Below are 14,287 nucleotides of genomic sequence, written 5' to 3' on the forward strand. Positions count from 1 at the left end.
TTAAAATATGACAAATTACTTTGGCAAAATGATAATTTTTGATAAACATCACTCTTTGCGTGGTACGCTATCTACATTGATGGCGTCTTTTATGAGTTCATCACTGATAATAATGCCTTGATTTTGGGCGTGTTTGGGGCTGACATAGAGGGTGAGTGTGTTCATAACCTCAGGGGTGATATCAGTAGGCTGAGTGCCGTCTAGGCTTTTGGCGACCAGTTTGGCAGTGGTTACCCCAAAGTCAAAATCATTAACTCCAAGTCCTGCACTCGCCCCACGTCTGACACTAAACTCATCAGAGGCAATGATGGGAATTTTTAACTCATTGGCAATCCCAACCATGGCCTCCATCGCCGATGCCACGCCGTTATCTAGTGATGTATAAATCAAGTCAGCACGTCCGTCCAAGGCACGAGTGGCAGCAGCTACATCCGCTGAACGATTGGCAGGGATATCCACAAGCGTCATGCCTCGCTTAGGCAGTTCGGTGGCAAGCTGTTCTTTGATGGCGACAGAGTTTGCCTCACCAGGGCTATATATAAAACCAATGCGTTTGGCATCAGGTTTGATTTGGGTCAATAAGTCAAGCTGAGGGGCAAGCGGTAACTGACTGGACAGACCAGTAATGTTCGCTTGTAAGGCTTGATTGTTGTTATTGATGAGTTTGGCTGCCACAGGGTCAGAGACGGCAGTGTAGATGAGTGGAATGGTTTGAGTGGCAGCTGCCAAACTTTGGGCGGTGGGGGTGGTGATGGCAATGATGGCATCTGGGGCATCGGCGGCGAATTGTTTGGATATCTGCCCCATGGTAGCCATGTTACCTTGTGCTGATTGGAAATTGACGGTTAAGTTTTGCCCTTCTAGGTAGCCGTATTGCCCTAAGCCATAAATCACCCCTTTTCTAATGTCATCAAGCGATGGATGTTCAACGATGGCACTGATGGCGATGGTTTTTGGAGTTTTTTGTGTGGCAGTCTCTTGGGTGGAATGCTCTTTGGTGGCAGGTTTGTCATTATCACAACCGACCAGTAGAGTAATGGCAATACTTAGGGCGGATAGGGCGTACGTTTTCATAAAAATCCTTAAAATAAACACGCTAAAAATTGGATAATTTAACACATTTAACATAAAAAAACAGCGATTTTTGATTGATTTTTGATAAATATCGTCATTTTCTGACAGCTAAATTTTAATTATCTTCAAAAATATGCTATCATAAATTGCATATTTTATAAGATGAGCAAGCAGACATGAGTGAGAATAAAAGCGGATTTTTTGCCCGCATGAAAGCAGGGTTGTCCAAATCCAGTAAGAATTTATCAGAAGGTCTGATGAATGTATTGGTTGGCGGTAAAGAGATTGATGATGAACTTTTAGAGGAGGTTGAAGACCAGCTTCTTACGGCAGATATTGGTGTAGAAGCGACCAACAGGATTATCACAAGCCTTACTGAACAGACAGCACGGGGTGATTTGATTTATTCGCATTCGTTATATAAAGCCCTAAAAAAGGAATTGGTGAACATCTTAGAGCCCAAGGTTGCACCACTTGTCATTGACACAACCAAAAAGCCTTTTGTCATCTTAATGGTTGGGGTTAATGGCGTGGGTAAAACGACAACCATCGGTAAACTTGCCAAACGCTTACAAGGTGAGGGCAAATCGGTCATGTTGGCGGCAGGTGATACTTTTCGTGCAGCGGCCACCGAGCAACTGCAAGTTTGGGGTGAACGAAACGGCATTTCTGTGGTGGCACAAGGACAAGGTTCAGACAGTGCATCGGTGATTTTTGATGCCATGCAGTCTGCCAAAGCCAAAGGCATTGATGTGCTGATTGCTGACACCGCAGGGCGACTACAAAACAAGACTTATCTTATGAATGAGCTTGAAAAAGTCATTCGTGTCATGAAAAAAGCAGATGAGAGTGCTCCGCATGAGTGCATGATTGTGCTAGATGCTGGCACAGGTCAAAATGCCATCAGTCAGATTAATCTGTTTGGCGAGGTTGCTCCATTGTCAGGTGTTACCATCACCAAGCTAGATGGCACAGCAAAAGGGGGTGTGGTTTTTAATGTCGCCCAAACCACCGACGTGCCCATTCGTTTTATTGGGGTGGGTGAACGTATTGATGATTTACAGCCCTTTGATTCAAAAGAATTTGTAGATGCACTCATCGGCGAGGAAAAATGACAAAAAGGCGAATGTATTTCACCTTTTATTATATAGGATAAATTAAAAACAAACTTATGATAACCACGCATTATTATCCGCCCATAGATTTGCCGATGATTACTTTGACGGTAAAAGACGGCAGGTTATTGGCGTTAGATTGGTATAACGACAAAACCGCCCAAATTTTTGATAAATTAAATCAGCATGCGGTTTTTATAAAACAGGCGGAGTTAAAAGATGCTGATAAAAATCAATCAATTGCCTTGCAGGTTATAAAGCAATTAGATGAGTATTTTAAAGGCAAACGTACGGCATTTGAATTACCGCTTGATTTATCGCATGGCACTGATTTTCAAATAAAAGTCTGGCAAACGCTCTGCCAAATCCCTTATGGACAAACGATAAGTTACAAAGAGCTGGCAACCATGATAAATAAGCCCACCGCTTTTCGGGCGTGTGCTAACGCCAATGGCAAAAACTTAATCTCGCTTATCATACCGTGTCATCGTGTGATAGCATCGGACGGTACGCTGGGTGGGTATACAGGTGGGGTGGATATTAAAGAAAAATTATTGGCGTTAGAACAGGGTTATTTGACATAAAACACCAATGCCAAAAACCCGATGATATTTAATGCAACTGTGATATAAAATACCACCCTAAAATCAGCTTTGGTGGCTTTGTGGTTTAATAATTTATGAGCAAAAGTCGCCCCAATCCAACCGCCCAAAACATCAATGGTGTGTAAGGTATTTTCGGGGATTCGCCATTGGTTATTTTGGGCTTTGACTTTGTCTTGATAATATATAAAAAAGCTGACAATGCCCATAATAAAATACACGCCCAATAGCTTTAAAGATAAACCGCTCATTAATAAAACAATCGCTAAAATCAGCAAATACACCACGCTAACACCGCACAATAAATTTAACTGACCGTGTTTTTGTTCTTGGCGTTCTTGATAGGCTTTGTAGGCTTGTTGTTTTTGTTTTTGTTCTTGCTGTTTTTGGGCGACAAATTGGGCTTCTTGGATATTGATTGCCACAGGTCTGCCTTGTTTGTCTTGTCCAATATCAAACAAAACCTGCTCGCCAATATTGGGGTTTCTACCTGCTTTAAATCGGCTCACGTGAAAAAAGATTTGTCTGTTTTTATTATCAAATTGGATGAATCCAAATTTGCGTTCATTGTCAAATTTGGCAATCGTACCATGATGTTTTTGCATATCAATCCTTGAAAGTTGCTAAAAATACTTAATAATGACAGTCATCTTAAACCAATGGGTTAATGACTGCCAAAAATGAATAACCTAAAAAATATAACCCAACCCTATAATAATTATACAAATAATACTTATACAAAATTTACGGTCTGGCAGGTAAAATAAGTGGCAATAAAGCTCCATAACCCTCTTTTTGCATCTGTGCTTTTGGTATGAATTTTAGTGCATTGCCATTGATACAATAACGCAAACCCCCTCTGTCTTGCGGCCCATCAGTAAATACATGTCCCAAATGTGAATCCGCCACTCTTGAACGCACTTCTGTGCGAATCATATTATAACTGTCGTCTTTGTGTTCGGTGATGACCTCTGGGGTGATGGGTTTTGTAAAGCTTGGCCAACCACAGCGAGAATTGTATTTGTCGGTAGATAAAAATAAAGGTTCACCACTAACAACATCTACATACAAGCCGTCATCAAATAATTGGTCATAGTCATGACTAAATGCCCATTCTGTTTTTGCTTGTTGCGTGATACGATATTGGGCATCGGTTAGGGTTTGTTTTAAATTATCTTTATCAAAATTTTGATAGCGTGTTGGTTCTAATGCTTCATCAACGGTCTTTGCCAGAGCCAAAGTATTGGGGCTGTTTTTGGTGATTTTTTTATTGGCAAGACTTAAATCAACATGACAATAACCGTCAGGGTTTTTGGTAAGATAATCTTGATGGTAGTTTTCTGCCATGCTAAAATTGGATAACGGCAGGTTTTCAACGGCAATTTTTTGTTGGTACTTATCTTGTAAGGTGTTTAGTGCTTTATCAATGACCGCTTTATCTTGTGTATTGACGTAATAAATGCCCGTGCGATACTGTATGCCACGGTCATTGCCTTGCTTGTTGATGCTGGTGGGGTCAATAATGCGAAAATAGTACTGTAATAATGTATCTAAATCCACTTTGTCAGCATCATATGTTACCTTGACGGTCTCGGCATGACCTGAACCTCTGATAACCTCCTCATAGCTTGGATTTGGTAGATTTGGACTGCCATTGGCATAGCCACTTACCGCATCCAAAACGCCGTCAATGCGTTCCATATAAGCCTCAACACCCCAAAAACAGCCCCCTGCCAAATAGATGGTGCTCACGTTAGCCGTATTGCCATTACTGTTGTAATAGTTGGTGTTTTGGCTGGGTTGGGTCATGGTGCTGTTTTGTGTTTTTAAGGCTTCTAGGGCATTAGGATTATCTGCCAAATAGTTCATTTGTTCTTGGCTTAGATTTCCCCTGTTAAGATACACAAGTTTACCGTGTTTGTCTAATATTGCCCAACTTGGATAGGCTTGTACGCCCAGCTGAGTGATGATTTTCGCTTCTGTGTCAATTAGTACAGGTAAGGTAGGATAGTCTGCTTGTAATACTTGATACCAATCTTTAAAGGCCTGAGTGGGTTTTTCTCCAAGGTGATTTGGGCTGACAACAGTAACAATATTAAAGTCTGAAAATTTGGGGTCGTTGTGCCAGTCTTGTGTTTCTTGTAGTGTGCCTAGGCACAGAGGACACCAACTTGCCCAGAATTTTACCAATGTGGGTTTATTTGGGTTGATGACATCTTTGCCTGTATCGCCCAATCCTGAGGTTATCTGAGGTAAGTTGTGCAGTTGTGATAATAACTCATTGGGTAATACATCGCTGCTTTGGTGTAGCTCGGTTTGGTTGCCATGATGGTCATTGATGCTTTTACCACAAGCGATGAGCGTAAAGATGCTTGTGGTGGCACTAAGTCCAAAAATGCCAATATTTTTGATGAATCGTTTGGAAAACATGCTTAATTTACCCCTGTTGTAACCTATTATCTAAATGGTGTCGCCAGCTGTTTTTATCAATGATGCACGTGCGACACCGTACCTATGTTACGTTTAGTATTTATACTCACTTGCCTTAAAAGGACCGTTCACATCTACCCCCAGATAGTCCGCTTGTTCTTGGGTGAGTTTGGTCATCACACCATTAAAACCTGCAACCATGGCAGCAGCCACCTCCTCATCTAGCTTTTTGGGTAGGACTTTGACATAGACACTGTCTTGTTTTTTATTAGCTGGCAGTTTGGCAAAGGCTTCTTGATACAGATGAATCTGGGCAAGTACTTGATTGGCAAATGAACCATCCATGATGCGAGAGGGGTGTCCTGTGGCGTTGCCTAAGTTGACAAGACGACCTTCGGATAAAACAATCAGATAATCCATCTCATCATCGGAGCGATAGACTTGATGAACCTGTGGTTTGACCTCTACCCATTTCCAATGTTTACGCATAAAATCAGTGTCAATCTCGGTATCAAAATGCCCGATATTACACACCACGGCGGTGGATTTTAGAGCCTTTAACATCTCGCTGTTGCACACGTGATAGTTGCCTGTGGTGGTAACAACAAGGTCAGTATCTGCCATCAGTGTGGTGTTTACTCCTTGACTTTGTTCACCATCTATAAATGGCGATACCAGCTCATAGCCATCCATACATGCTTGCATGGCACAAATGGGGTCAATCTCGCTCACACGCACAATCATGCCCTCTTGACGTAGGCTTTGAGCTGAGCCCTTGCCCACATCACCATAGCCGATGACAAGTGCACGCCGACCAGATAAAAGCATGTCCGTACCACGTTTGATGGCATCATTTAAAGAATGACGGCAGCCGTATTTGTTGTCATTTTTGGATTTGGTAACAGCGTCATTGACATTGATGGCGGGGACTTTGAGTTCTCCTTTGTGAAGCATTTCAATCAAGCGGTGCACACCTGTTGTGGTTTCTTCTGAGATGCCATGAATATTATCTAACATTTGTGGGTATTTATTATGAATGAGTGCAGTCAAGTCGCCCCCATCATCTAAGATAAGGTTGGCATCCCACAATTTGCCATCTTTGTGAATTTGTTGCTCTAAACACCATTCATATTCTTCTTCGGTTTCGCCTTTCCATGCAAAGACAGCAATGCCAGCATCTGCCATGGCAGCGGCGGCATGGTCTTGGGTGCTAAAAATGTTGCATGACGTCCAACGAACCTCTGCCCCCAGTGCAACCAATGTTTCAATGAGTACCGCTGTTTGGATGGTCATGTGGATACAGCCCACGATTTTTGCCCCTGCCAGTGGTTGCAGACTTGCGTAACGTTTACGAATGCCCATGAGTGCAGGCATTTCAGTTTCAGCAAGTTTAATCTCTTTACGACCAAAGCTGGCAAGGCTAATATCGGCGACTTTGTAGTCGGTGGGGTTTGACACTGCGTTCATACAGTTTTCCTTAAAAATGAATTGATAAACAGGGCGTGTTGACTTTTATAACACAATTTAATATTTACAAATATTTTAAAAATAACATAATGTTTTTGCATGAAAAAAATCTTGTTTGATAAAATGACCATCAAACTTCACTTTTTCCTTGAAAAACGTGCGATTTTTCGTGATTTTCATTGCAAATGCCAAAGATTTAACACGCCCTAAAAAACGCAGATGTCGTTGTTTTATAATGGTTAAAATACGGCTAAAAATACATTAAAAATTGGACGTACAAGACAAAAGGCGGACACGTTCTATTTAGCCAATAATATCAAATCATTAAACCAAGCCTGACTTAAAAAAGTTGCAACATCTCTTGGTGTGTTCATTATACCAAAATAAGAATAAATTTCAAAATAACAAATTTTAGACCAAGCAGATGATATGTCATAATAATGGCATGATAAAATAGATAAAATATAAATTTTTAAGACCATCATCAATAAAACCGCTCTTACCATGTCTACTGTGTCAAAATCTTCATCTTATCCATCTGTTGTGATGTTATCTATCAAATCCTATCTTGTGATGACCCTAACCGTGTTGTCTCTTGCCTTGCCTGTGGCAGGTTTTGCCAATGTTGTCTTAGCTGACAACATCTCCAAAGGTGAGGCATTTGCACCACAAGACAGTTTTGGGCGTGATACACCAAGAAGCACCATACAAAACTTTGTCAAGGCCTTGTCAGATAAGGATGTGGATTTGAGCGCAAAGTATTTGGACTCTGACTTTTTAAAAAAACAAAAAACCTCTGATGCCATCATTCATGACCTAAAAATCGCCCTTGACAAAGGTGGACGTTTGCATCCTGATTTGGCAATCAGCGATAAAAGTGAGGGCGATTTGGCAGACAGATTGCCAAGCAATCTAGAAAAAGTTGGTACCATTCATGTTGGTGATGACAAAATAGACTTGCTACTTATCAGAAAAACCGACAAGGATAATGTGGTTTATTGGCAAATTTATAAAGACACGCTTACCAAATTGCCCAAAAATCTGACCGAAAATCGTACCACGCTTGCCGATGCCTTTGGGTTTGATTTTGTTGGCGATAGACAGCTTTTGGGGCATAAAATATCAGACATTGTGTCGTTTATTATTTTGACGGTCATTGGCTTGTCACTGCTTTGGGGTGGGCTTTGGATGGTGTGGGGGGTGTTTGCCTTTTTATATCCCAAAGTGCGTGGCAAACCCTTTGGCATACCCTCCAAAGCCTTGCTGCCTTTGGCGGTGGTGATTTTGGCATCCATGCTCCCTGAGATGATGGTGCAAATGGCGGTGCCTGTTACGCTACGTTCAGCGGTAACTCGGGGCATTGAAGTGGTGGCGTGGCTAGCTACTGCTTGGCTTGTGCTTAGGGTGATTGATGTGGTGTTTATGCGTGCCGAGAACAACAGCCGAAAGCACAGGCGTTTAGAGCAGGTATCCATTTTAAATCTGTTTCGCAAAGTTGCCAAAGCCTTTATGCTCATTTTGGCGGGCATCATTATTTTTGGTAATTTGGGTTTTGATTTGACCACGGGGATTGCCGCTTTGGGAGTGGGGGGACTTGCTCTTGCGTTTGGTGCACAAAAAACCATTGAAAATCTCATCGGCTCGGTGATGGTTGTGGCAGACAGACCCATACGCATTGGCGATTATTGCCGATTTGGTAACATGGAGGGGACAGTGGTGGATATTGGCATTCGTTCAAGTCGCATTCGTACGCTGTCTCGGACGATTGTAACTGTGCCAAATGGCGAGTTTAGTGCCATGCAGATTGAAAACTATGATGCTCGGGACATGTTTTATTTTTATCATTTTTTATACCTAAAACGCACAGCAAATCCTGATGAAATTGGTAGGCTTATCAAAGATTTACAGCTATTTTTGGAAAATCATGTCTATGTGAATGATGAATGGACGTTGGTAAGATTGAGTGAGTTACGCCAAGATGCGTTTGTCATTGAAATGCGGTGCTATCTCAATGCGTCCGATGTTACGGTGTTTTGGAAAAAACAAAGTGAACTGCTCATTGATGTGTTAAATGAAGTGGCAAAATATGACGTAGAACATGCCTTGCCCAGTCAAGAGATTAAGATTAAAAAGGATGATGAGTTTGATGAATTGGTAACATAAAAAAAGAGGGGTATAGCCTCTCTTTTTTTGATTTGGAGGTCCATAATACTAAAAATCAGGGTGTAAAAACCCCAACAAGCCAAATATATACCCTAGCACCATCGACGTTACGACAAAGCCAATCAAAGCACCAATGCTAATTAAGATGGGTTTTAGCCATGTTTTTCGCTCATACTCATCACCTATCTCATCTTTGACATAGGCAACCTGCTTTTTGCCAAGACCAAAATACCAAGCAAATAGAATGATAAGCCCTGTGGCATTAGGTAGGCTAATACCTGTTGTCATTTCAAAAATAGCCAAGCCAAACATGATGGCAAGTACAATAAATGCCAAAGTTTTGCTTTGCTGTGCTAATTCATCTTCGCCCAATTCCTGCCAGTTTAGAGCGTGCATATAAATGGCAATAGGTACAAAAATTAGGCCAATAAAGGTGGCTTTATTGGGGTTCCATAGATAGGGCGTGTAATATTCATCTGCACTAGAATCATAGCTTGGGCTTTGATAGGGGTTGAAGCTTGGCTCGGGTGATGGTTGGTTGTGATGAATGGGCTGTGGCGAGGTAAAAAAGTGAGGTTCTTGGGTGTGTAGTTTGGCATCGTAGTTTGGACGGACGGCGGGGTTTAGTAGCCATTCATTGACTGCTTTGATGACTTTGGGGTCCAAGGTCTGGGCATGGGTATTTAGAGCTTGGCGGATTTGCACATCTGTGGCGTGTGCCGACAATCCTAAGACTTGATAAAGGTTTATCATGTATTATCCTAATATTTCAAAATATAACCATATCATACCACAATATTACTATAAAATAAAAAGAAAAATTATTTATGAGTGATGATTTCTTACTAATCCATGAAAATTTATTATCAATGACCCAAAAAAGCTTTGTTTTGTAAAAATATTGTTACAATGCCCATCTTTATAAAAATATGGCAGCAAAACAATCATGAACAAAAACACGCTTATCATTGGCTTTATGCTATTTGCCTTTTTCTTTGGTTCGGGCAATTTGATTTTTCCACCCAAATTGGGCTTTGAAAGTGGGCAATTTTTTATCCCTGATATGTTGGGTTTTATCTTGACAGGTGTAGGTCTGCCTTTGGCGGTTTTGATGATTGGTTCAAAGTATGACGGTGGCTATCAGCATGCTCTTGCTAAGATTCATCCTTGGTTTTCGGTGGCATTATTGTCAGCGATTTATCTGACCATCGCTCCGTTTTTTGTCATTCCACGTACAGGAGCGGTGGCGTATGAGATGGCGGTGTTGCCATTTTTGCAGGCAACAAACTGGACAAGCCTGTTCATCTTTACCGTGATTTATTATGCCATCTCACTGTGGCTGTCTATCAATCCGAGCAAATTGGTTGACCGTATTGGAGCGATTTTAACGCCCATCTTATTTGTTACAGTATTGGCACTTATTATCATCGCATTTATTAAGTTGGGTGCTAATCCTGCCAGTATTGCCCTGCCAAATTATGATGGTAAGGCGTTTTTTATTGGTTTTTTAGAAGGATATAACACCATGGATATGATTGCATCTGTGGCGTTTTCAGTGCTGGTCATGAATGCCATTAGCCAAAAACTCGGTAAGCGTGCTGATTTGTTTGTTGAAACCACAAAATCAGGGCTGATTGCCATCTCTGCATTGGCACTGATTTATCTGTCCCTTGGCTGGATTGGCAATCATCTGCCCATATCATCAGATGAGATGACACAGGTGGCGGACAAAGGGCAAAACATCGGCACGTTTATTTTGAATAAATCGGCGGTGCTGGGTTTTGGCTCATCAGGTGGGGTGGTGTTAGGATTGATTGCTTCTTTGGCGTGTCTGACCACAACCGTGGGTCTGACTGTATCAGCATCGGAGTATTTTCACAAAATTTTTCCCAAAATCGGTGCGGTGAAATTATCTTACAAATCCTATGCCATCACCTTTACACTCATCGGTTTTATTTTGGCAAATCAGGGACTAAGTGCGGTAATTGACAAATCCATTCCTGTGCTGTTGGTATTGTATCCAATTACCATGACAGCGATGATTTTGTTGGGATTGCATCTCATCAAGCCCCTGCCTGCCATCGCCAAACAAGTAAGCCTTGCTTTGGTAACGATGGTATCGGTGCTGTCTGTTGTGGGCGTGAGTGTTCCTTTGAATGAGTATTCTATGCAATGGTTGCCTTTTGCTGCTGCTGGGTTGATTGTTGGGTTGATTATTGATAATTTAAAAAGGTAAATTAAAACCCAAGCAGACATCAAAATCTTAAATGCTTGTCACATCAACAGTATCTTCCTTAAAGCAAAAAAACCGTCCAAATCATTGAACGGTTAATTGCATCGGTTCAAATCAATCATGGGTGTTTTGAAGTTTGGGGTCAGCAAAGACCACAACCTCTTCTTCAAATTCAGGCTTGATACGCACCACAAAATCTTCACGAGACAATCCCATGCGCAAAGGCACAGAACTGGCAACATAGATGGATGAATATGTCCCTGCAATGGTACCGATAAATTGAGCCAAGGCAAACCAAAATAACCCATCTCCCCCCAAAAATAGCAGAGCAAGTACAACCACAAAGACCGTGCCAGAGGTCATACAAGTACGGCGTAGGGTTTCGGTCAAGGACAGGTCAATAATCTGACGAGGCAACAGTCCACGCACACGGCGAAAATTCTCACGGATGCGGTCATAAACCACGATGGTGTCATTCACCGAATAACCGATTAAGGCCAACACAGAGGCCAGTACCGTCAAATCAAATGGCCAACCAAACATGGCAAACAGTCCACACACCACAATCACATCATGGAATAAAGCAAGTGTTGCTCCTACCGCCAGCTTAAACTGAAAGCGGATGGAGATATATACCATCATTAAGATGAGTGCCAACCCTAATGCCATGAGTGATTGTGTGTAGACCTCTTTGCCTACCTGACTGCCAATGATATTGACGTTGTCCACTTTGGCAGGATTGTTGGGCAAGTTTAAAGCCACGCTTAGGGCAGTACTTAGACCCTCTGGGTCTTTATTTTCCTGAGGTGGCAGACGAATTAACAGCTCTTGACGTGTGCCAAGATACTGTACGATTGCATCATTAAAACCTTTGTCAGATAGGGCAGAGGCAACCTGTGCTTGTTCCACAGGTTGGCTATACGCCACATCAGCAGAGATACCACCTGTAAAGTCTAATCCAAGATTTAAACCCTTAGTGGTGATGGCGATGAGACTGGCAATCACCAAGATGGCAGAGATAACCATCATGGGAATCTCTATTTTCATAAACCCGATGATGCGTCTGTTACCAAGCAGTTTAACACCGCCTTCTTTTTCAGCAAATTCATCGGTCTGAGCGATGACGGCTTGATTGTCAAGACTGGCATTGGCGGCGGCATTACTGCCTTTACCATCACGGCGTGGAGTACGACGACGGCGGGTCTTGTCAGTGCTATTGAGATTGTCGTTATTATCTGTCATCTTCTGCTCCTAACCGATACTGATTTTGGTGAGATTTTTGCGATTACCGTACCAAATTTGCATCAAGGCACGAGTTACGATGATGGCGGTAAACAAGGAAGTGATGATACCGACAGCAAGCGTGATGGCAAAGCCCTTAATGGGTCCTGTACCGATGGCAAATAAGATAAAGGCAACGAGCAATGTGGTTAAATTACCATCAAAGATGGAGCTAAATGCACGGTCAAAGCCTGTAACGATGGCAGATTTTGGTTTGGCACCACCGGCAAGCTCTTCACGGATTCGCTCAAAAATCAGCACGTTGGCATCAACCGCCATGCCCATGGTCAGTACAATCCCAGCGATACCAGGTAAGGTCAATGATGAACCAATGATGGACATGACCGCCGCCAGTGCGATGATATTAAAGGCAAGGGCAATGTTAGCAATCACACCGCAAGCACGATAAAATACAATCATCCACAAAAATACAAGCAGATAGCCAATTTTAGAAGCATTAAGCCCTTTATCAATGTTGTCTTGACCCAGTGATGGACCAATGGTACGCTCTTCAACAAAGTACATGGGTGCAGCCAACGCTCCGGAGCGAAGTAATAGAGCAAGCTCAGATGCCTCAGCAGGGCTGTCTAGTCCTGTGATGACAAAGGATGAACCTAACACCGCTTGGATGGTAGCACGGTTGATGACACGAGCCTCACTATAAGGTTGGCGTACTTCTTTGGTCTCGCCTGTGGCAGAGTCAATCTCATAGCCAACACGTTGTTTATTTTCAATAAACAGTACTGCCATCTGCTTGCCCACACTGGTGCGAGTGGCGTTTTGCATAAGGCGACCACCTGCTGTGTCTAGGGTAATGGATACCTGTGGACGACCATTTTCATCAACACCAGATTGGGCATTTTGGACTTTATCACCGGTAACGATGGCTTGACGGTCTAGCAGTATGGGAGGGCCCTCTAATGTGCCAAAAGCAAAGGCTTCGCTGCCAGCAGGAGCAATACCTCCTGTAAAGTGGTGAGTGTCTTCGCTGACCATACGAAACTCTAAATTTGCCGTACGACCCAATACACGTTTTGCCTCGGCGGTGTCTTGAACACCAGGCAATTCAACGACGATGCGGTTAGTGCCTTGTGACTGTACCAGTGCTTCTGCCACGCCAAGTTCATTGATGCGGTTACGCAGTGTTGTTAGGTTCTGACCGACGGCGTATTCATTGATTTGGTTTAGGGCTTGTTCGGTATAGCTAAGCTCCAATACCGCTCCATCATTACTGGCAAGGGGTTTTAGCACAAAATCCATCATGCTCCCTTGTAGGGCATTTTGAGCCAGATTGCGTTCATCATTGCTATTGAAAGTCAATACCATGCCGTTTTGGTTGGTTCTTAGGCTTTTGATGGCGATTTTGGCGGTACGCAGGTTACGACGCACCTCTTGGGTGGCGACTGTCAGACGTTGCTCTAATGCTTTATCCATATCAACTTCTAGGACAAATCGCACGCCCCCACGCAAGTCCAGTCCCAGTTTCATCGGTTTTGCTCCGATACTTTTGAGCCATTGGGGTGTGGTTTGAGCCAGATTTAGTGCCACAACGTAGTTTTCACCTAAGTTTTGGCGTAGGGTCTCTTGGGCTTTGAGTTGGTCTTCGGCAGTATTTAGGCGAATCAAGGCACTGTTATTGGCAAAGCTGCCATCATGATATGCCAAACCAGCTTTATCAAGCAATGCCTGTGATTGTACCAGTACATCAGAGGTCAGTTCTGTGCCAGCACTGGCACCTGTGATTTGTACCGCAGGTTCGTCAGGATAGAGGTTGGGCAGAGCGTACAAGCCAGCAATGGCCAGCACCACAGCGATGAGTATGTATTTCCAAGCAGGGTAATGCATAAGGACTTCTTTACAAAGGTTGATGGTGTGGATTTGGATGATTTAAAATCAATGAATCTGAGTTTATCAGCCAAAAC

General features: G+C 42.7%; 11 protein-coding genes. 4 read left to right on the top strand and 7 right to left on the bottom strand.

All coding sequences use genetic code 11. From position 1 onward, the window contains the following. Positions 1-48: 48 nt before the first annotated feature. On the bottom strand, positions 49-1,074 hold the full coding sequence (locus A7456_RS05690) for an ABC transporter substrate-binding protein (RefSeq protein WP_067008452.1): 1,026 nt from the start codon (positions 1,072-1,074) through the stop codon (positions 49-51). Between the two features lie 176 nt (positions 1,075-1,250). Here A7456_RS05690 and ftsY point away from each other — a divergent pair, with 176 nt between their 5' ends. After that, a complete protein-coding gene (gene ftsY, locus A7456_RS05695; RefSeq protein ID WP_066886499.1) occupies positions 1,251-2,189 on the top strand; it encodes a signal recognition particle-docking protein FtsY in 939 nt (312 codons plus the stop codon). Positions 2,190-2,245: 56 nt separating this feature from the next. Then, positions 2,246-2,773: a methylated-DNA--[protein]-cysteine S-methyltransferase gene (locus tag A7456_RS05700; RefSeq protein WP_067008455.1), complete on the top strand. Its 528-nt coding sequence runs from the start codon at positions 2,246-2,248 to the stop codon at positions 2,771-2,773. On the opposite strand, the gene A7456_RS05705 is transcribed toward A7456_RS05700, so the two are convergent. From A7456_RS05705 to ahcY, 3 genes are all read right to left on the bottom strand, one after another. Next, a complete protein-coding gene (locus A7456_RS05705) occupies positions 2,761-3,396 on the bottom strand; it encodes a DUF1294 domain-containing protein (RefSeq protein ID WP_067008458.1) in 636 nt (211 codons plus the stop codon). The two genes, A7456_RS05700 and A7456_RS05705, sit on opposite strands and share 13 nt — an antisense overlap. Before the next feature lie 139 nt (positions 3,397-3,535). Then, positions 3,536-5,221, bottom strand: coding sequence for a bifunctional peptide-methionine (S)-S-oxide reductase MsrA/peptide-methionine (R)-S-oxide reductase MsrB (gene msrAB, locus A7456_RS05710; protein ID WP_067008461.1), 1,686 nt, complete (start codon positions 5,219-5,221; stop codon positions 3,536-3,538). A gap of 93 nt (positions 5,222-5,314) precedes the next feature. Then, positions 5,315-6,688, bottom strand: coding sequence for an adenosylhomocysteinase (gene ahcY / locus A7456_RS05715; RefSeq protein WP_067008464.1), 1,374 nt, complete (start codon positions 6,686-6,688; stop codon positions 5,315-5,317). A gap of 504 nt (positions 6,689-7,192) precedes the next feature. On the opposite strand from ahcY, the gene A7456_RS05725 reads away from it, so the two are divergent. Further along, positions 7,193-8,851 (top strand): mechanosensitive ion channel family protein, encoded by a 1,659-nt coding sequence (locus A7456_RS05725; protein ID WP_067008467.1) that lies wholly within the window; start codon positions 7,193-7,195, stop codon positions 8,849-8,851. 48 nt (positions 8,852-8,899) lie between these two features. Here A7456_RS05725 and A7456_RS05730 read toward each other — a convergent pair whose 3' ends face one another. After that, the gene (locus A7456_RS05730; RefSeq protein WP_067008470.1) at positions 8,900-9,604 is read right to left on the bottom strand and encodes a hypothetical protein; all 705 of its coding nucleotides are present in this window, start codon (positions 9,602-9,604) and stop codon (positions 8,900-8,902) included. A 193-nt stretch (positions 9,605-9,797) separates the two neighbouring features. Between A7456_RS05730 and brnQ the strand changes: the two genes are divergently transcribed. Next, complete coding sequence (gene brnQ / locus A7456_RS05735) at positions 9,798-11,087, top strand: branched-chain amino acid transport system II carrier protein (protein WP_067008473.1); 1,290 nt, start codon at positions 9,798-9,800, stop codon at positions 11,085-11,087. A gap of 111 nt (positions 11,088-11,198) precedes the next feature. Here the strand turns inward: brnQ and secF are convergent, their stop codons facing one another. After that, complete coding sequence (gene secF, locus A7456_RS05740) at positions 11,199-12,326, bottom strand: protein translocase subunit SecF (protein WP_066893394.1); 1,128 nt, start codon at positions 12,324-12,326, stop codon at positions 11,199-11,201. Positions 12,327-12,335: 9 nt separating this feature from the next. Continuing rightward, a complete protein-coding gene (secD, locus tag A7456_RS05745; protein WP_067008475.1) occupies positions 12,336-14,210 on the bottom strand; it encodes a protein translocase subunit SecD in 1,875 nt (624 codons plus the stop codon). Between the last annotated feature and the right edge of the window lie 77 nt (positions 14,211-14,287).

The organism is Moraxella nonliquefaciens (assembly GCF_001679005.1).
GTDB lineage: Bacteria > Pseudomonadota > Gammaproteobacteria > Pseudomonadales > Moraxellaceae > Moraxella > Moraxella nonliquefaciens.

Excerpts from the sequence above, each read along its gene's own strand:
- ftsY (WP_066886499.1), top strand. The coding sequence starts at position 1,251 with ATGAGTGAGAATAAAAGCGGATTTTTTGCCCGCATGAAAGCAGGGTTG.
- A7456_RS05730 (WP_067008470.1), bottom strand. The coding sequence starts at position 9,604 with ATGATAAACCTTTATCAAGTCTTAGGATTGTCGGCACACGCCACAGAT.
- ahcY (WP_067008464.1), bottom strand. The coding sequence starts at position 6,688 with ATGAACGCAGTGTCAAACCCCACCGACTACAAAGTCGCCGATATTAGC.
- A7456_RS05690 (WP_067008452.1), bottom strand. The coding sequence starts at position 1,074 with ATGAAAACGTACGCCCTATCCGCCCTAAGTATTGCCATTACTCTACTG.
- A7456_RS05700 (WP_067008455.1), top strand. The coding sequence starts at position 2,246 with ATGATAACCACGCATTATTATCCGCCCATAGATTTGCCGATGATTACT.
- A7456_RS05705 (WP_067008458.1), bottom strand. The coding sequence starts at position 3,396 with ATGCAAAAACATCATGGTACGATTGCCAAATTTGACAATGAACGCAAA.
- msrAB (WP_067008461.1), bottom strand. The coding sequence starts at position 5,221 with ATGTTTTCCAAACGATTCATCAAAAATATTGGCATTTTTGGACTTAGT.
- brnQ (WP_067008473.1), top strand. The coding sequence starts at position 9,798 with ATGAACAAAAACACGCTTATCATTGGCTTTATGCTATTTGCCTTTTTC.
- secD (WP_067008475.1), bottom strand. The coding sequence starts at position 14,210 with ATGCATTACCCTGCTTGGAAATACATACTCATCGCTGTGGTGCTGGCC.
- A7456_RS05725 (WP_067008467.1), top strand. The coding sequence starts at position 7,193 with ATGTCTACTGTGTCAAAATCTTCATCTTATCCATCTGTTGTGATGTTA.
- secF (WP_066893394.1), bottom strand. The coding sequence starts at position 12,326 with ATGACAGATAATAACGACAATCTCAATAGCACTGACAAGACCCGCCGT.